Source organism: Duganella guangzhouensis (genome assembly GCF_009674535.1).
GTDB lineage: Bacteria > Pseudomonadota > Gammaproteobacteria > Burkholderiales > Burkholderiaceae_D > Rugamonas > Rugamonas guangzhouensis.
Map to the genome: position 1 here is coordinate 201,948 of NZ_WKJK01000006.1, position 17,247 is coordinate 219,194.

Below are 17,247 nucleotides of genomic sequence, written 5' to 3' on the forward strand. Positions count from 1 at the left end.
ACGAAGATGAAGACAAATTACTTGGCCTTGCCCTGGTTGGCCACGGCGGCTTGCGCGGCGGCGATGGCGTCGGCGTCACCCAGGTAGTAGTGACGGATCGGTTTCAGGTTCTCGTCCAGCTCGTACACCAGCGGGGTGCCGTTCGGGATGTTGAGGCCGACGATGTCGTTGTCGCTGATGCCGTCCAGCATCTTGATCAGCGCGCGCAGGCTGTTGCCGTGGGCCGAGATGATGATCTTCTTGCCAGCCTTGATGGCCGGGGCGATTTCCTCGTCCCAGGCTGGCACCACGCGCGCCACGGTATCTTTCAGGCACTCGGTCAGCGGGATCTGCTCCTTCGACAGGCCGGCGTAGCGCGGATCGTTGAACGACACGCGGTCGTCATTGGCTTCCAGCGCTGGCGGCGGGGTGTCGTAGCTGCGGCGCCAAACGAGCACTTGCTCGTCGCCGTACTTGGCGGCGGTCTCGCCCTTGTCCAGGCCCTGCAGCGCGCCGTAGTGACGTTCGTTCAGGCGCCAGTCGTTCTTGATTGGCAGATACATCGCATCCATCTCGTCCAGCGCCAGCCACAGCGTGCGCACCGCGCGCTTCAGCACCGAGGTGTAAGCCAGATCAAAGGTGAAGCCGGCTTCCTTCAGCAGCTTGCCGGCCTGCTTGGCTTCGTTGATGCCTTTTTCAGTCAGATCGACATCGGTCCAGCCGGTGAAGCGGTTCGACAGGTTCCAGGTGGATTCGCCGTGGCGCATGAAAACGATTTTGTACATATGGACTATCTTTTCAGAAAAGTTGGAAAACCGGTGCTTTGAGTATGCTTACAGCTTCTATTTTATAATGCGCAGATTAAGTTCAACCATTGGATTCCTGTGAAATTCTTCATTGACAATATTTTACTGATCGCCATCGTGCTGATTTCCGGCGGCGCCCTGCTGTGGCCGGCGCTGACCCAGCGCGGCAAGCGTGGCACCCCGCAAGACATCACCATGTTGATTAATCGCGGCAAGACCACCATCTTGGACGTACGCGATGCCAAGGAATACGCCGAAGGCCACCTGGCGGATGCCAAGAATATCCCGCTGGCCGAGCTGGACACCCGCATCGGTGAACTGGACAAATTTAAAAGCCGCAGCCTGATCGTGGTCTGCAAGAGCGGCGCCCGCGCCTCGTCGGCGGCCGCCAAACTGGCCAAAGCTGGCTTTGCCGACGTGATCAATCTGGACGGTGGCATTGCCGCCTGGCAAAAAGCCGGCCTGCCGCTGGCCAAATAAGGAGCACATCATGAGCGCCGAAGTGATTATGTACACCACCGCCGTCTGCCCTTACTGCATCCGCGCCGAGCGTCTGCTGGAAGCCAAGGGCGTGACCGGGCTGAAAAAAATCCGCGTCGACCTCGACCCGGAGCAACGCATCAGCATGATGCAAAAGACCGGTCGCCGCACCGTGCCGCAGATTTACATCGGCGACACCCACGTTGGCGGTTTTGACGATTTGTATGCGCTGGATCAAGCGGGCGGCCTGACCCCCTTGTTAAATGGCTAATGGACCTCATAATACAACGCGGGTTGGGAAATCCTTTGAAACCATAATGGTTTTGATACAATTGCCCTCGCGTTTGATTTGAGCTGTCTTCTGGCCATACCAAGCAAACATCATTGAAACTACAACGAAAGCGTTCCATGTCTGAAGAAAACCTGCAACCAGTATTCCAAATCCAACGCGTCTACCTGAAAGATCTGTCGCTGGAGCAACCTAACTCGCCGGCGATTTTCCTGGAACAGGAAGCGCCGACCATCGAAGTCGCACTGGACGTTGGCGCCGAGCCGCTGGCCGAAGGCATCTTCGAATCGACCGTCACCATCACCGTGACCGCCAAAGTCAAAGACAAAGTGGCTTTCCTGGTAGAAGGCAAGCAAGCCGGCATCTTCGAAGCCCGCAACATCCCTGCTGAGCAGCTGGATCCGCTGCTGGGCATCGGCTGCCCGAACATCGTTTACCCATACCTGCGTTCGAACATCGCCGACGTGATCACCCGTGCCGGCTTCCCGCCAGTGCACCTGGCCGAGATCAACTTCGAAGTGTTCTACCAGCAGCGTCAACAAGCGATCGCCGAAGCTGCCGCCAACGCGCCAGCCGCCGACGCAACCCACTAAGCACTTGCTTCATCACCGCCGGGCGCCTGTCCGGCGGTAGTTTCACCCTCTCAAGGTAAGCCATGACATTTCCCCGTTTGATCGCTGCTCTGACCATGACGCTGGCCGCTGCCGGCAGCCAGGCATACGACTTCAAAACGGTGGGCGCCAACCCGGTCATCCTGTACGACGCCCCGTCCACCAAGGGCGGCAAATTGTTTGTCGTGCCGCGCGGCGCGCCGCTGGAAGTGGTGCTGGCCTATGGCGAATGGCTGAAAGTGCGCGACGTCAACGGCGAACTGGCCTGGACCGAAGCCAAGGGACTGAGTCCCAAGCGCAACGTCATCATCAAAGTACCGAATCTGAAAATCCGCGCCACGCCGGACGACAGTGCCGCCACCGTGTTCACCGCCGACAAGGGCGTGCTGCTGGAGCTGAGCGAAAACGCCGCCGGCGGCTGGATCAAGGTGCGTCATCGCGACGGCCTGGTCGGTTACGTCAAGCAAACCGAAGTCTGGGGCATATAATTGCCGTAGCGGCGCCTCCCCGCGCGCCGAATGAGATCTCATGCAAGATAACAAGAGCAAACAGGCGGACCGCGTCCGCAAGGTGAGCGTGCTCGGCGCTGGCGCCTGGGGCACCGCCGTGGCCATGGCACTGGCGCAGCGTCACGACGTCCAGCTGTGGGGCCGCAACGCCGCCGCGCTGGCGGAAATGGGCCGCGCCCGCGTCAACGCCGACTACCTGCCCGGCCAGCCCTTCCCCGAACGGCTGCACGTGGCGGCCGATTTCGACGCCGCGCTGGCCCATGTGGCCGAGCCCGGCAGCCTGCTGATCGCCGCCTGTCCGGTTGCCGGCCTGCGGCCGCTGCTGCAATCGCTGAAGGGTCGTCAGATCCCGAACGTGGTCTGGCTGTGCAAAGGCTTTGAATACGACACCGGCCTGCTGCCGCACCAGATCGTGCGCGAAGTGCTGGGTGACAGCGTGGCCGGCGGCGCCCTGTCCGGCCCGTCATTTGCGCAGGAAGTGGCCAAAGGGCTGCCGTGTGCGCTGACCATCGCCTCCGATTCCGCGACGCTGCGCGCCTGCGTGGTCGAGACCGCGCACGGCGGCAACATGCGGGTCTACTCCAGCGAAGACCTGGTGGGCGTGGAAGTGGGTGGCGCGGTCAAAAACATCCTGGCCATCGCCACCGGCGCCGCCGACGGCCTGGGGCTGGGCCTGAACGCGCGTGCCGCGCTGATCACGCGCGGCCTGGCCGAAATCACCCGCCTCGGCGTGGCGCTGGGCGGCCAGACCGAAACCTTCATGGGCCTGACCGGCATGGGCGATTTGATCCTGACCTGCACCGGCGACCTGTCGCGCAACCGCCGCGTCGGCCTCGGGCTGGCGCAGGGCAAAGCGCTGGATGTCATCGTGCAAGAGCTGGGTCACGTCGCCGAAGGCGTGCCTTGCGCCAAAGCCGTGCGCGAACTGGCGGCCCGGGTCGGCGTCGACATGCCGATCACCAACGCCGTGGCCGGTGTCCTGTTCGACGGCGACCAGCCGCAAGCCATGGTGGCCCGCCTGCTCGCCCGCGATCCCCGCGACGAGTAATTACTCCTCTTCGAGGTCCGACTTCGCCGCCCGCATCCATTCCACCAGCGGGTAGGCGTCTTTCAGGCCGGCGGCCAGGATCGGCACCAGCTTTTCCGGCTGGTTCAGCGGCAGGTCGATCTCGGTCCACACGAAGAAACTCTTCAGCTTGATGTATTCGATGTGCTCATGCTCGGGATCGAAGCCTTTCGGCGGCCGCAGCAGCTTGCCTTCGTTCTGGATGTCGCCATAGGTCGCCACCAGCTTTTTGTTCTTCAGCACTTTGCGGAAGCCGGCCGCGTCGTCGACCATGTGCTGGCGCAGCGCTTTCAGCCGATGCGGCGGCGGCATGTATTCGCCGGCGCCAAACAGCATGCGGCCGGTGCCGTCGATCTGCATATAGTAGGTCGGCCCGCCGGCCTTGCTCGGACGGCGCATGTCGTTCGGCGCCACCGCCGCCGAAAAGCGCGTCTTGTACGGGCTCTTGTCATGCGCGAAGCGGACGTCGCGGTTGATGCGGAACATGGCTTTCTTCGGATTGCTGAACTTGACCTGGGGGTCGAACTTGCCCAGCTCGGCAATCATCTGGGTCACCACTTGCAGGAATTCCTCGCGCAGGATGTCGTAGCGCGGCTTGTTCATGATGAACCACGGACGGTTGTTGTTGTCCGCCAGTTCGCGCAGGTATTGGGTCAAATCTCGCAGATGCATTGCTTTCCTTATTTGGCGTTGGCCGGCCGCTTGCCGACCGTGATGTCCAGCGTGGTTTCCTTGTTTTTGCGCAGGACCGTCATTTTAGCTTTTCCGCCGGGACTCAGCTGGGCGATGAGGTTGAGCATGCTGTTGGTGTCGGCCACCGCTTTGCCGTCCACCGACAGCAAAATATCACCGGGCTTGATGCCGCCCTTGTCGGCCGGGCCGTTGCGCACCACGCCGGCGATGATGGCGCCGCTCTGGCGCGACAGGCCGAAACTGGCCGCCAGCTCGGGCGTGATTTCCTGGCTCTCGACGCCGATCCAGCCGCGCACCACGTGGCCGGTCTTGATGATGGCTTCCATCACGTTCTTGGCGGTCGAGACCGGAATCGCGAAGCCGATGCCGACCGAGCCGCCGGTCTGCGAATAAATCGCCGAGTTGATGCCCAACAGATTGCCGTTGGCGTCGACCAGCGCGCCGCCCGAGTTGCCAAAGTTGATCGCGGCGTCGGTCTGGATGAAATTCTCGAAATGATTGATGTGCAGGTTGTTGCGCCCCAGCGCGGAGATGATGCCCATGGTCACGGTCTGGCCGACGCCAAACGGGTTGCCGATCGCCAGCACCACGTCGCCCACCTGGGCCTGCTCGGCCTGGCCCAGCACGATCACCGGCAGCTTGTCGAGCGTGATCTTGATGACCGCCAGGTCGGTCTCCGGATCGGTGCCGACCAGCTTGGCGGCGGCCTTGCGGCCATCGGCCAGCACCACCTCGATTTCATCGGCGGCCTCGACCACGTGGTTGTTGGTCAGGATATAGCCCTCGCCGGACACGATGACGCCCGAGCCCAGGCTGGACTCGTCATCGTCGCTGTCCTCGCGCTCGCCGAAGAATTTTTTGAAGAAGGGATCGCGCAGCAGCGGATGCTTGCCGCGCTTCGGGCGTTTGCTGGTGATGATGTTGACCACCGCCGGCATGGCGCGCGCCGCCGCCGTCCGGTACGAGCCCACCGCCGACACCGGCGGCTTGGCCGGCCCGGCCTCCAGCATCGCCGCCGGATGGTCGCTGGTGCCCATTTGCTGGACGCGCACCGGTGCCGGGCGCTCGTGGCCCACCGCCGTGTAAACGAAATACAGTGCCAATACGACGGTCACCGTTTGCGCAAACAATAACCACAGTCGTCGCATCGCAAGTCCAGCCCGCCGCCTCGCAGGCGGCTTCAGTTATTTTTTCAGAGAATCGCGGATTTCCCGCAGCAGCACGATATCTTCCGGCGGTGGTGGCGGTGGCGCGGCCGCAGCCGCGGCCTCGTCCTTTTTCTGTCCCAAGGTACGCGCCTTGTTCATCAGGCGCACCATCTGGAAGATCACAAACGCCAGGATGATGAAGTTCAGCAAGATGGTAGCAAAATTCCCGTAGGCGAACACGGCGCCCAGTTTTTTCGCTTCCGCCAGGCTCAGATTGGCGGCCTGGCCATTCAACGGCAGGTAGTAGTTGGCGAAGTCGAGCCCGCCAAACAGCTTGCCGATCGGCGGCATGATGATGTCCGCCACCAGCGAATCGACGATCTTGCCGAAGGCGCCGCCGATGATGACACCGACCGCCAGATCGACCACATTGCCCTTCATCGCGAATTCTTTAAATTCCTGCATCATTGCCATTTTTTTACCCTCGCTGGTGTGGCCATTTGTGAACAAAACCGCGCTTGGATCATACTATTTTTTCAATTGGATTCCAAACACGCTTGCTGTTTACGCATTTACAAGCCGAATTACGCTATAAATTGACCTACATCAATTTATGCTCATCGCCCTAACCCCTATTATCGCTGCGGGGACGGTGTTACAGACGGCCAAAACTTGGGAATCGGGCAACGTTGGTGTTAAGAGTTGCATGACGCACAGCTTATAAGGTAAGGTGCTTTGGATTTCATGCCTCACCAAGTTTTCAGTTGGTACACAGTTCTCAAGATTTTGTTCGCACTTTGACTGATTGGGGTTTGTATGAGTAACGAAAAGCAGGTCGATTCTGGCCGCCGCGGATTGCTGGTCGCGACGGGCGCAGCCGGCGGGGTGGTGGGTCTGGCCACCGCTGGCGCATTGGTAAGTACCTTCCAGCCATCGGAACGCGCCAAGGCCGCCGGCGCACCGGTCGAAGTAGATATCTCCACCCTCAACCCCGGTGAAATGAAAACCGTGGAATGGCGCGGCAAGCCGGTCTGGATCATCAAACGCACGCCCGAGATGATCGCCTCGCTGAAGAAGACCGACGGCAAAGTGGCCGACGCCGACTCGAAACGCAATCCCGACGAATTCACCCCCGAATACGCCCGCAACGAATGGCGCTCGCGCAAGCCCGAGCTCATGGTGGCGGTCGGCATCTGTACCCACCTGGGCTGCTCGCCCTCGTCCAAGTTCACCCCCGGCCCGCAGCCCTCGCTGCCGGACGACTGGGACGGTGGCTTCCTCTGCCCTTGCCATGGCTCGACTTTCGACATGGCTGGCCGTGTATTTAAGAACAAACCGGCACCGGACAATCTGCAAGTTCCGCGCTATATGTTTTTGAGCGACACCAAGCTGGTCATCGGTAAAGACGAGAAAGGCGAGGCATAAGATGGGGGCGTTCAAGGAGACCAAATTCCCGGCCGATGCACCGGCCGTTCAAAAAGCAGTGGGCTGGATCGATGACCGCTTCCCGCTCACCAAGCTGTGGAATGATCAATGGGGTAAATACTACGCCCCGAAAAACTTCAATTTCTGGTACATCTTCGGCTCGCTGGCGATGCTGGTGCTGGTGCTGCAAATCGTCACCGGCATCTTCCTGACCATGCACTACAAGCCGGACGCCACGCTGGCCTTCGGCTCGGTCGAATACATCATGCGCGAAGTGCCGTGGGGCTGGCTGGTGCGGTATATGCACTCGACCGGCGCCTCGTCGTTCTTCATCATCGTCTACCTGCATATGACGCGCGGCCTGCTGTACGGCTCGTATCGCAAACCACGCGAGCTGATCTGGCTGTTCGGCTTCGCCATCTTCCTGTGCCTGATGGCCGAAGCCTTCTTCGGCTACCTGCTGCCGTGGGGCCAGATGTCGTACTGGGGCGCGCAGGTGATCGTCAACCTGTTCGGCGCGATTCCGCTGATCGGCCCCGACCTGTCGCTGTGGATCCGCGGCGACTACGTGGTGTCCGATGCCACCCTGAACCGCTTCTTCGCCTTCCACGTGATCGCGATTCCGCTGGTGCTGCTGGGCCTGGTGGCGGCGCACTTGATCGCGCTGCATGAAATCGGTTCGAGCAACCCGGACGGCATCGAAGTGAAGGAAAACCTGGGCGCCGACGGCCACCCGGTCGATTCCATCCCTTCCCATCCGTACTACACGGTGCACGATCTGTTCGGCGTCTCGGTATTCCTGCTGATCTTCAGCGCGGTGGTATTCTTCGCGCCGGAAATGGGCGGCTACTTCCTGGAGTACAACAACTTCCTGCCGGGCGACTCGCTGAAGACCCCGCTGCACATCGCGCCGACCTGGTATTTCACCGCGTTCTACTCGGTGCTGCGCGCCACCACCGCCGACTTCATGTGGGTGCTGATGTTCTTCGTGGCCGGCTATGTGGTGTTCGTGTGGCTCAAGTCGCGGCTGGCGCGCAGCATCAAGACCGTGATCGCGGTGGTGGCGTTGCTGGCCATCGTCGGCATGCTGCCGCAGGTGCTGGACGCCAAGTTCTGGGGCGTGGTGTTCTTCGGCTCGTCGGTGGTGATCCTGGCCTTCCTGCCCTGGCTGGACAAGTCGCCGGTCAAATCGATCCGCTACCGCCCAAGCTGGCACAAATATGTGTACGCGGTGTTCTTCCTGTCGTTCCTGACCCTGGGCTACCTGGGCACGCTGCCGCCCACCGAGGGCCGTACCATTGTTTCGCAAGTATGCACCCTGCTGTACTTTAGTTTCTTCCTGTTCATGCCATGGTGGAGCGCCATGGGCACGTTCAAGAAGGTCCCGGACCGCGTGGTCTACCACGGCCATTGATCGCTAAAGTATATAAAGGACAACACATGAACTTCCCGAAACGATTGCTTGCTATTTTGACATTGTTACCCGGCCTGGCCTTCGCCAACGAGGGCGGCGTGGCGCTGGACAAGGCGCCGGACCGCTCCAACGACATGGCGGCGCTGCAGCGCGGCGCCAAATTGTTCGTCAATTACTGTCTTAACTGTCATAATGCGTCCTCCATGCGCTACAACCGCCTGCGTGACCTGGGGTTGAGCGAGGAGCAGATCAAGGCCAATCTGCTGTTTACCGGTGAAAAAGTCGGCGAAATGATGACCACCACCCTGAATCCGAAGGATGCGAAAGCATGGTTCGGCGTGGTGCCGCCCGACCTGTCGGTGATCCAGCGCGCGAAAGCGTCTGGCGCCGGCAGCGGCAGCGATTACCTGTACACCTATCTGCGCACTTTCTACAAGGACGACACCCGTCCCACCGGCTGGAACAACCTGGTGCTGAACAACGCGGCGATGCCGCATGTGTTGTGGGAATTGCAAGGCGTACAGAAAATTGTCATGAAAGAAGTCGCCGATCCGCACGAACACGGCAAAATGACGCACGAGTTTGCTGGATTTGAGCAGGTCGTTCCGGGTAAACTAGACAAGATAGGCTTTGACAACGCCGTGGCCGACCTGGTCGGCTACATGGAATGGATGGCGGAACCTGCTGCGCAGACCCGCAAAAAGCTGGGCGCCGTGGTCGTGTTGTTCATGGCCGTGTTCGCCCTTCTGGCATGGCGCTTGAATGCGTCGTTCTGGAAAGAAGTGAAATAGACGAGAGCGCCGGCTGGTACGGCGCTTGTTTTGCGAAGCCCGCATTGACGGGCCGATATGGGGTGATCCGTTCGCGGCCCACCCCCTTTTGTTCTTCTAAGGAACGATAAACATGATGGTTCTCTACTCGGGCACGACCTGCCCATTTTCGCAACGCTGCCGCCTGGTCCTGTTTGAAAAAGGCATGGACTTCGAAGTGCGCGATGTCGACCTGTTCAACAAGCCGGAAGATATCTCGACCATGAATCCGTATGGTCAGGTGCCGATTCTGGTCGAGCGTGAATTGATCCTGTACGAATCGAACATCATCAACGAGTACATCGACGAGCGTTTCCCGCACCCGCAACTGATGCCGGCCGACCCGCTGATGCGCGCCCGTGCCCGCCTGATGCTGTTCAACTTTGAAAAAGAACTGTTCGTCCACGTCCACACGCTGGAAAGCGAACGCGCCAAGGGCAACGACAAGAGCCACGACAAGGCACGCGCCGAAATCCGCGACCGCCTGACCACGCTGGCGCCGCTGTTCCTGAAGAACAAGTACATGCTGGGCGACGAGTTCTCGATGCTGGACGTGGCGGTCGCACCGCTGCTGTGGCGTCTGGATCACTACGGCATCGAACTGTCGAAGACCGCCGCGCCGCTGATGAAGTACGCCGAGCGCATCTTCTCGCGTCCCGCCTACATCGAAGCGCTGACGCCGTCGGAAAAGGTCATGCGCCGTTAATCGGACGCCGGCCGTTTAGTCGAAGTACTGCGGCACGTTTGCCGGCATTTGCCGGCGGCGCGCCGTGTTTTACCGCAGTCTGGAATCCCATGTCTGAAATCTCAACCAAGCCCTACCTGCTGCGCGCCATCTATGAATGGTGCACGGACAGCGGCTACACGCCCTACCTCGCCGTCAAAGTCGACGCCAGCACCACGGTGCCGATGGAATACGTGAAAAAGGGTGAAATCGTGCTCAACATCAGCTTCGGCGCCACCTCCGGCCTGAAGATGGACAATGACAGCATCCGCTTCCACGCCCGCTTCGGCGGCGTCTCGCGCGAAATCTACATCCCGGTCGGCAACGTGATGGCGATTTACGCCAATGAAAATGGCCAGGGCATGGCGTTCGAGCCACAGCTGGGCCAACAGTCGGCACCAGCGGCCTCGGCGCCACTGGACGAGGCACCGGCACCGGTGCTGTCGGCGGTGCCGCCACCGGCCGCCATCGAGCCGAAAAGCGAGGCGCCAAGCGCGCCGGGCGACGGTGACGAGCCGCCCAAAAAGGGCGGCCGCCCCACCCTTACGCGTATTAAATAGCGTATAATTCGCCCCGTAAAAGTTACGCCGGCTTAGCTCATTTGGTAGAGCAGTTGATTTGTAATCATCAGGTGGCCAGTTCGAAACCGGCAGTCGGCACCAGTAATATCAAGGGCTTACAGCAATGTAAGCCCTTTGTTTTTGGGCAGGTGTCAACCAACTGTCAACCGCGTCAACGGATTCAACATCTTGGCTTCTTGTAGATGGTCCGGGCTGAGGTGTGCGTAGATCATGGTTGTTTGCAGGCTTGAATGGCCGAGCACCTTTTGTAGCGCCAGAATGTTCCCGCCGTTCATCATGAAGTGGCTGGCAAAGGTGTGGCGCAGAACGTGCGTGAGCTGGCCGGGAAGCAGTTCGATACCAGATTCCTTTACCGCCATTCGGAACGCCCCAACCGAACTCTTGAAGATGCGGCCGGTTGCATCACGGCTACTCGTCTTGTGAAATTCTCGAACCTCTTCTGCAAGCTCATCGTCAATGGGGATCGAGCGGTTCTTGTCGGTCTTTGTTTGAGTGAAGTGAATCATGCCACTATGAAGCTGAGCAATGCGTAACGACTCAGCTTCGTTCCAACGTGCAGCGGAGGCAAGACACAGCTTTGTGATCAGAAGTGCATCACGGTCCGTCCGCTTTTCCAGTGCTGCCAGCAAGGCGCGAATTTCGCCGCCTGTGAGGTAGGACAGTTCACGCTCTGCGATTTTAAATTGACGCAGCCGAGCAAGCGGATTGTCAGCCGACCAAAATCCTAAACGAATCAGTTCGTTGAAGACCGCACGCAAGTAAGCGTGCTCGCGGTTGATCGTATTCCGTGCAACGCCCTCGGCCAAGCGGGCTGCTCGATATGCAGCGAAGTGTTCCGATTTCAGCTGCTCCGCTATTGGATTTCCCAATGCTTCACAAACACGCAAAAGCGTGCTGTACGTCCTGCTATGACGAAGCTGAATTCCGTGATGGGACTGCCATAGTTCAATTAGCTCTGAAAGCTTTGTAAGGTTTTTTTTCGGCTTGATCCATTCTTCATTCTGCGCAACTTGGGTCTTGGCCCATGCTTCAAATTGCAATGCCTCCGCCTTTGTCATAAGCGTCTTACGGATACGCTTATGACCGCGCCCACCTGGCTGAATATCTACCAGCCATCCGTTCTCAGTTTTCTTTATTGTCATGCTCGTCGTCTAGCAAATAGGACGGTGTCTTTAGTTTGACCAGATCGTTAATGAGGCCGGCATCCTCGATTCCCGCCAGCGCCTGCTGTTCGGCATTGCGACCAATTTCAAGCTCCAGCAACCTTATTTCATCGTTGCGCTCACTCACACCGTCCATTTGCACATCTTGGTTCAGCTCGCAATGACGCCTCCAGCCGAGCATTGCACTGGCCAACTCCCAATATTCCTCAGCTTTCTTACGGCGCGCCCGACGCTTTTCGGGATAGGTCGCCTCGCCACGGCTGCTGACGTGTCCATATTTCGCATCAGTGATTCCGGTCGCGATCCAAAATGCGAAGTGAGGCCATCGAGCACAGATTGCCTCGATCATGTCGCACGTCGGCCGCTGCCGACCGTGCCAAAAGCTCTTCCAACTATTTGCGGATACTTTCGTGAGCTTTTCCAACTCGGCAAAACGCCCCCGCTCGTCCGTAACCACCTCAATTACAGCCTTCAGCCTCGCTTGAATAGTGTCCATATTTGACTCTCATTCAGTTAGAAATGTCGAGCATCGTATCAAATTTACACAGCACAAGGTCAAAATTTATTGACAGCGTGCATTTCTGTGTTTATATTGCCGCAAATCAGTCAAATATACACAGCTCTGAAAAAGGGATACACGGTGCTGAACAAAATCGAAGAAGTAGGCGCAGTTGGGCACGCGGCGTCGGCAAACATGCCAGGCGTCACGGTCGGCCTCATGACTCTGGAAAAGTTCGCCGAAGCGGTGGGTTTACCGCAAGGCGTGGTTCTCGGGCATCTCAATCGAGGCATTCTTCCCACCGTCACCCTCGGCCGTCGCCGTCTTATCAATGTTGTGGCATTGCAGCGCGAATTGGCCCGAAAGGAATTTGTGCTGTGAGCGTAATTTGCAAAGCTTTTTTTGTGACGCTCGCAGTCCTCGGTGAAGGTGGCCGCCGCGTCCCGATAGGGCGCGGGGTTTCGGCTACCGCTCATGGTGAGCAGGTGCCCGTAGCCCTCGGCTACGCCGAGGGTGAGGCGGTAGCCCCCGCGCCGGTAGGCGTGCCCCTTTGGGGCAGGGCGTATCCCGCCGAAGGTCTGCGAGTCCATTCGATGGCCCATGCCACTTTGGTCGCGAGCGGGGTTTGTGTATGAGGCCCGTCCGTACATCCCTCCTTCGCAAAATTCAAGAGCAAGAAGCACGCGCTTATGCGGATGCTTCTGGCGCATCTGGCCTTGCACGCGACGTGAAGGCTCAAATTTACGGCGCCGGCAAGCCCATCGCTGCCGCTGGCGAACGTACCGCCAGCGCGCCAGCGCTGCCGGAACGGATCGCCGTAGGCAGCGGCGAGCGGCAGTTAGTGCCGCATTTTGCGGGTGTAACTACAGCAGCAAGCGACGCCATTAATAACATGGCGGAAAACTCAGACAGCCCCCCTGATGACCGCTGGATCAGCGTGTGCGAAGAGGACTTAGGTGAAGTTGAGTTGGTGCTGACGGATAGTGGCAAGGTAAAGACGATGCTCGTACGACGGCCAGCGGCAAATCAGGGCTGCGTAATCGACTGGGTCAACTTTACGGTTCTTGAAGATACTTGGTTCAAGACTGCTCGTGAGCATTTGATCTCCGATGACCAAATCATCATCGAGGCAAGCCGCCAGTTGGAAAAGATTTTCGGTTTCGGCATCACAGCCAAACGTGAGAAGGGTATGAATTTTTATCGCGAATCCTGGGTGCTTGGGGATGAAATGGGATTCGTATGCTTCGGCGGCCAGCGTTCGACCATGCTGATTACCTTGACTGGCCTTGGCTGCATCAATGCCGTGGCCGGATGGGAGAAGCGGCTTTATGACTTCCTAACAACGACCGCCATTCGTCCATCCATTTCCCGAATCGATTTAGCACATGACGATCTTAACGGTGAATACCTTTCGGTGGATTGGGCCGAAACACAATGGCTATCTGGGGGATTCAGTTTCCGACAAGGAGGGCGTCCGCCAGAAATTCAGCGTGTCGGCAATTGGCATCGACCTAGTGGCAAAGGTCGGACGCTGACCGTCGGGCAACGCAAATCGAGCAAATATTGCCGCTTCTATGAAAAGGGGAAGAAGGAAGGCGATAAGGCTTCTCTGTGGTGCCGCTGTGAAGTCGAGTTCAAAAACACCAACAGCATCATCGAACTTGATGTCCTGCTTAACCCAACCGCGTACTTCAAAGGTGCCTACCCATGCTTTTCTGAATTCGTAGCTAACGATACGCCGGCTCGTATGCGAATCAAAGAACGAGCAGCTCAGATCACAGTGGATGATTGCATCGAAATTACAAAACGCCAATTCGGCAAATATATTCGTGTGTTGCGCGGCTTGTTTGGTGATCAAGAGGCACTTGATCTCATCACCAACCATGACGAGCACGCTTGGCCGAAACGGCTAAAGCCTCACGCGAGCTGCGAAAAAACTGAGCGTGCGCCGGTTCATGTTGAACCACACGAGCATTTCCCTGGACTTCGCGAGGATGCTGGACTCAGCATCCCAAGCTTTATCCAATTCATTAAAACCGTCCCATCTTTCGGCCTCAATGGGGAAAACGGATTCGCGTAGGCCTATCGTCAAAGGAGCACAACTATGAAATTTACCTCGACTATCAAAGTTATGGGCATGAAGTACAGCAAGGGCACGATGGATAACGGTCAGTCGTTCGACAGCACAAAGGTCTTCGTGGAAACCGAGCTGGATGCCAGCAAGGATACCGCCATGGGTTCGGCATGTGTCGAATACGGCTTGGGTAAAGCCGAGGAATACCAGAAGTACAAACACCTTGCCGAAGCACTGCCGTTCATGGCGATTGCGGACATGGAGATCGTCACCAATGGCAAAACTCAAAAAACGGTTATTCACTCGCTGAAGCCAGTTGAGACGGCTAAAGCTGCTACCGCAGGTGGCAAGCATGCTAGCGCATAAGTCCGAGGTCAAATTCATCGTACAGGACAAAGAGTCGGCACTATTTCTTATGCCGGTCGAAGGCGACGTCGGGTTCACGCCGTGGGCGCATGAAGCCGGTCGTTTCGACGGGATCGCTGAAGCCTGCGATACAGCAACGCTGAATTGTCACGAAGGTTTTTACGTGACGCAAGTTGTTTGCAGCGAAGGCGACAGCGAGTTGTACAGCGCCGGCAAGCACTGATCTTTAGAGGCACGCAAATGGATGTGGGCTCAGTAGTAAATGTGATCGTTTGCCAGCCGCGACAAGACGGTGGAGCGGCGGTTTCTCCGTGTGGAATGGACGCAGGCGGTACAGGCTATCAACCACAGGTAATGAGTGCGTACCTTATTGATCCAGCAAAAGCCGGAAGCTTCGACGCTATTGCTGAGCCATTTGACTACGCGCAGGCAGCAACGTTTTGGAGCTTCAGCTTTACGACCGTTTTGCTTTGCTGGTTCGTGGCCCGTGGCGCGGGAACAATTCTCGGCCTAATCCGCAAAGGTTAGGTCATAACAACCGACCGGGCGGTTCCCGGTATTCAATGAAGGGTAAGGAATATGAAAAAGCAAATCACTTCCGTCGCTGTCATCGGCGCTCTGGTCATGGCTGCGTCGGCTAACGCTGCTGACACTGTCGATGTATCCGCTATTACCGGTGCATTCAGCGCATCGGACATCGTAACTGGCGTCATGGCCATCTCCGGCACGCTCGCTGTGGTGTACGTTTCCATCAAAGCAGCGCGTACGGTGCTGGGCATGTTGCGCGGTCGTTAATCGGCTGGTTGGTTTAATAAGGGCGGCCTGCTTTGCGGGCTCGCCCTTTTTTTTCGAGGTTGGTATGACTATCAATCAACTGTGGTACCTGGTTATGTTTGTGTTCGGTCTACTCTGTGCTTGGGCCGTCATCCAGGGCTTTGAAGGAGGGGAACGATGAAACGAGCATTTGTATTCTTATTCTGCCTCATGCTCACCATTAGTGAGGCGCATGCGCAGGCTGTCGCTTTAGGGCAGGAAATAGCATCGGTGATCAAGTGGAAAGCTGCGGCACGCGGATTTGCTGCTAATGATCCACGCCTCGGGGCGGCAGTGGGTGCAGTAGGTGGCGCCGTGGCGGAAATTGCCGCAGGTGCTGTCATTGCCGGCACCGCTCCGGCCTGGGGCGCGGTGTTAGCAACCGCAGCTCTATCTGCAGCCGTTGGATATGGCATCAATGCACTGGCCGGATGGCTGTTTAATAAGGATGGCACCGTGACCGTAACCGGCGCCAAACCTCCCACCAGTGGTCAAGAGGCATATTACTGGAGTGTATTTCCAGGCAATGTAGTCGTTACGGGTACCAATCTCGAATCCACTGCTCAGAGCGCAATTATGCAATCCGAATGCGGCGCTTCATCTTGCAATAACAATCTAACCTGGAACTCTATAGGTATTTCTAGCAGAACGATCGGCTCATGGTTCGCAGGCCTGGGGCAAACTTACACTTACACATACGATGGCTACTGGTCAAAACCGGGTACTTCGAGCACCTGGCCGCGGACAGTATCCGTTACAGGTTCTCCATTCCCTTATGAAAAGATCGGCTCCGGAACCCAAATTCCAGTAACTGATCCAGCAGGCGGCACCACTACGAAGCCGGTAGCTGATGCGCTTAATGATTTAACGCCCGATCAGAAGTCGAAGCCCCTAGAACCCAAAGTTGTCGCTGATATTGCTGATGCTGCTTGGCGCGATGCCGCATCCAAACCCGATTATGCCGGTATTCCCTATTCCATTTCAGACCCAGTTATTGCGGCCGACGTGACAGCGGCTCGTGCGGCAAATCCATCGCAAGCTGTTGCCACTGTAGGTGATCTTACTCAGCCAATCTCGTCCACTAATCCGCTTAGCGAGCCAGCGACTAGCCCAACGCTGAATCCAGGCACTAACCCTGCGGCATCGCAGCCCTTAGTGAACCTAGGAATAGACCCTGTAATTGGTTCGCCGCAGTTGGAAGCAACTCCCACTGGCGCAGATATCCTTCGTCCACTCACTGGTCTCATGCCGGACTTGAAAAACTACAAAGTTCCTGATCATGTTGGCGAATGTCCTAAGCCGACTTTTGAACTGTTCGGCAAGTCGATCAAAATGGACGGCCAGTGTTCCTTGTTCGAAGACATCCGAGGACAGCTCTACAACGCCATGATTGTCGTATTCCTATTGATCGCTATGTTCATAGTCCTTTCCGCTTGAGGTGAGCCATGTTTGGTATTTTGCTTTCCGCTTTCAATTCGGTGCTGGCTTGGCTGCTACGCACTGTTCTTATTAAATTCGTAGTGTTCACTGCGCTTTACATGATCGTCTCAGAGCTGGTACTTGCGATGGAGTCCTGGCTACCGTCTGGTGATGGTCTGACCAATGCGTTTGCGGGCATCAGTTCAGCGACGTGGTACTTCCTTGATCTTTTTGCGTTTAGCACAGGACTACCGCTAATCATCAGTGCTGCGTTGACTCGCTTTGTTATTCGCCGTATCCCAATTATCGGATGACGCCATGGCACCTTATTTCTATTTGCATGAGTCAATCGATTTTTTTCCAACCTGTACAAATAGGC

At 57.7% G+C, this 17,247-nt stretch carries 23 protein-coding genes and 1 tRNA gene; 18 read left to right on the forward strand and 6 right to left on the reverse strand.

What is annotated here, in order from left to right:
* Positions 1–17 precede the first annotated feature (17 nt).
* Positions 18–764, reverse strand: a complete 747-nt coding sequence (gpmA, locus tag GJ699_RS13525; protein WP_154376996.1) for a 2,3-diphosphoglycerate-dependent phosphoglycerate mutase — start codon at positions 762–764, stop codon at positions 18–20.
* A gap of 99 nt (positions 765–863) precedes the next feature.
* On the opposite strand from gpmA, the gene GJ699_RS13530 reads away from it, so the two are divergent.
* The 5 genes from GJ699_RS13530 to GJ699_RS13550 all read left to right on the forward strand — a co-directional run bounded on the left by GJ699_RS13530 (position 864) and on the right by GJ699_RS13550 (position 3,722).
* Positions 864–1,265 (forward strand): rhodanese-like domain-containing protein, encoded by a 402-nt coding sequence (locus tag GJ699_RS13530; RefSeq protein ID WP_371867555.1) that lies wholly within the window; start codon positions 864–866, stop codon positions 1,263–1,265.
* Between the two features lie 10 nt (positions 1,266–1,275).
* Complete coding sequence (gene grxC / locus GJ699_RS13535; RefSeq protein ID WP_154376998.1) at positions 1,276–1,536, forward strand: glutaredoxin 3; 261 nt, start codon at positions 1,276–1,278, stop codon at positions 1,534–1,536.
* 137 nt (positions 1,537–1,673) lie between these two features.
* Positions 1,674–2,147 carry a protein-export chaperone SecB gene (gene secB / locus GJ699_RS13540; RefSeq protein ID WP_154377000.1) on the forward strand — a complete coding sequence of 158 codons (474 nt, stop codon included), beginning with the start codon at positions 1,674–1,676 and terminating at the stop codon, positions 2,145–2,147.
* Positions 2,148–2,209: 62 nt separating this feature from the next.
* A complete protein-coding gene (locus GJ699_RS13545; protein ID WP_154377002.1) occupies positions 2,210–2,653 on the forward strand; it encodes an SH3 domain-containing protein in 444 nt (147 codons plus the stop codon).
* Positions 2,654–2,693: 40 nt separating this feature from the next.
* Complete coding sequence (locus GJ699_RS13550; RefSeq protein ID WP_154377004.1) at positions 2,694–3,722, forward strand: NAD(P)H-dependent glycerol-3-phosphate dehydrogenase; 1,029 nt, start codon at positions 2,694–2,696, stop codon at positions 3,720–3,722.
* On the opposite strand, the gene GJ699_RS13555 is transcribed toward GJ699_RS13550, so the two are convergent.
* Genes GJ699_RS13555 through mscL form a run of 3 tightly spaced genes read right to left on the reverse strand, consistent with a single transcriptional unit; the run spans position 3,723 to position 6,049 of the window.
* Positions 3,723–4,412: a DUF2461 domain-containing protein gene (locus GJ699_RS13555; RefSeq protein ID WP_154377006.1), complete on the reverse strand. Its 690-nt coding sequence runs from the start codon at positions 4,410–4,412 to the stop codon at positions 3,723–3,725.
* An 8-nt stretch (positions 4,413–4,420) separates the two neighbouring features.
* Positions 4,421–5,581 (reverse strand): Do family serine endopeptidase, encoded by a 1,161-nt coding sequence (locus GJ699_RS13560; RefSeq protein ID WP_154377007.1) that lies wholly within the window; start codon positions 5,579–5,581, stop codon positions 4,421–4,423.
* A 36-nt stretch (positions 5,582–5,617) separates the two neighbouring features.
* Positions 5,618–6,049 (reverse strand): large conductance mechanosensitive channel protein MscL, encoded by a 432-nt coding sequence (mscL, locus tag GJ699_RS13565; protein WP_371867556.1) that lies wholly within the window; start codon positions 6,047–6,049, stop codon positions 5,618–5,620.
* Positions 6,050–6,397: 348 nt separating this feature from the next.
* Here mscL and petA point away from each other — a divergent pair, with 348 nt between their 5' ends.
* The 6 genes from petA to GJ699_RS13595 all read left to right on the forward strand — a co-directional run bounded on the left by petA (position 6,398) and on the right by GJ699_RS13595 (position 10,615).
* A complete protein-coding gene (gene petA / locus GJ699_RS13570; protein WP_154377011.1) occupies positions 6,398–7,006 on the forward strand; it encodes a ubiquinol-cytochrome c reductase iron-sulfur subunit in 609 nt (202 codons plus the stop codon).
* Between the two features lies 1 nt (position 7,007).
* Positions 7,008–8,420 (forward strand): cytochrome b, encoded by a 1,413-nt coding sequence (locus GJ699_RS13575; RefSeq protein WP_154377013.1) that lies wholly within the window; start codon positions 7,008–7,010, stop codon positions 8,418–8,420.
* A 26-nt stretch (positions 8,421–8,446) separates the two neighbouring features.
* The gene (locus GJ699_RS13580; protein WP_154377015.1) at positions 8,447–9,211 is read left to right on the forward strand and encodes a cytochrome c1; all 765 of its coding nucleotides are present in this window, start codon (positions 8,447–8,449) and stop codon (positions 9,209–9,211) included.
* Positions 9,212–9,323: 112 nt separating this feature from the next.
* Positions 9,324–9,935 carry a glutathione S-transferase N-terminal domain-containing protein gene (locus GJ699_RS13585; protein WP_072788101.1) on the forward strand — a complete coding sequence of 204 codons (612 nt, stop codon included), beginning with the start codon at positions 9,324–9,326 and terminating at the stop codon, positions 9,933–9,935.
* Positions 9,936–10,024: 89 nt separating this feature from the next.
* Positions 10,025–10,513, forward strand: coding sequence for a ClpXP protease specificity-enhancing factor (locus GJ699_RS13590; protein ID WP_154377017.1), 489 nt, complete (start codon positions 10,025–10,027; stop codon positions 10,511–10,513).
* Positions 10,514–10,539: 26 nt separating this feature from the next.
* Positions 10,540–10,615 (forward strand) — tRNA-Thr (locus GJ699_RS13595).
* Positions 10,616–10,665: 50 nt separating this feature from the next.
* Here GJ699_RS13595 and GJ699_RS13600 read toward each other — a convergent pair.
* Both GJ699_RS13600 and GJ699_RS13605 read right to left on the reverse strand, forming a co-directional pair.
* A complete protein-coding gene (locus GJ699_RS13600; protein ID WP_154377019.1) occupies positions 10,666–11,676 on the reverse strand; it encodes a phage integrase in 1,011 nt (336 codons plus the stop codon).
* Positions 11,657–12,193 carry a hypothetical protein gene (locus GJ699_RS13605; RefSeq protein WP_154377021.1) on the reverse strand — a complete coding sequence of 179 codons (537 nt, stop codon included), beginning with the start codon at positions 12,191–12,193 and terminating at the stop codon, positions 11,657–11,659. Before GJ699_RS13605 ends, GJ699_RS13600 begins: the two co-directional genes overlap by 20 nt.
* 144 nt (positions 12,194–12,337) lie before the next feature.
* Between GJ699_RS13605 and GJ699_RS13610 the strand changes: the two genes are divergently transcribed.
* From GJ699_RS13610 to GJ699_RS13640, 7 genes are all read left to right on the forward strand, one after another.
* A complete protein-coding gene (locus GJ699_RS13610; RefSeq protein WP_195763547.1) occupies positions 12,338–12,577 on the forward strand; it encodes a hypothetical protein in 240 nt (79 codons plus the stop codon).
* A 250-nt stretch (positions 12,578–12,827) separates the two neighbouring features.
* Positions 12,828–14,276, forward strand: a complete 1,449-nt coding sequence (locus tag GJ699_RS13615) for a replication initiation factor domain-containing protein (RefSeq protein ID WP_229262094.1) — start codon at positions 12,828–12,830, stop codon at positions 14,274–14,276.
* Between the two features lie 24 nt (positions 14,277–14,300).
* Entirely contained in the window at positions 14,301–14,636 is a 336-nt protein-coding gene (locus GJ699_RS13620; RefSeq protein ID WP_154377023.1) for a hypothetical protein, read from the forward strand.
* Positions 14,623–14,859 (forward strand): hypothetical protein, encoded by a 237-nt coding sequence (locus GJ699_RS13625; protein ID WP_154377026.1) that lies wholly within the window; start codon positions 14,623–14,625, stop codon positions 14,857–14,859. Before GJ699_RS13620 ends, GJ699_RS13625 begins: the two co-directional genes overlap by 14 nt.
* A 356-nt stretch (positions 14,860–15,215) precedes the next feature.
* Complete coding sequence (locus GJ699_RS13630) at positions 15,216–15,431, forward strand: hypothetical protein (protein WP_154377028.1); 216 nt, start codon at positions 15,216–15,218, stop codon at positions 15,429–15,431.
* A 156-nt stretch (positions 15,432–15,587) separates the two neighbouring features.
* Positions 15,588–16,886 carry a hypothetical protein gene (locus tag GJ699_RS13635; RefSeq protein ID WP_154377030.1) on the forward strand — a complete coding sequence of 433 codons (1,299 nt, stop codon included), beginning with the start codon at positions 15,588–15,590 and terminating at the stop codon, positions 16,884–16,886.
* Between the two features lie 8 nt (positions 16,887–16,894).
* The gene (locus tag GJ699_RS13640; protein WP_154377032.1) at positions 16,895–17,182 is read left to right on the forward strand and encodes a DUF2523 family protein; all 288 of its coding nucleotides are present in this window, start codon (positions 16,895–16,897) and stop codon (positions 17,180–17,182) included.
* Positions 17,183–17,247 lie beyond the last annotated feature (65 nt).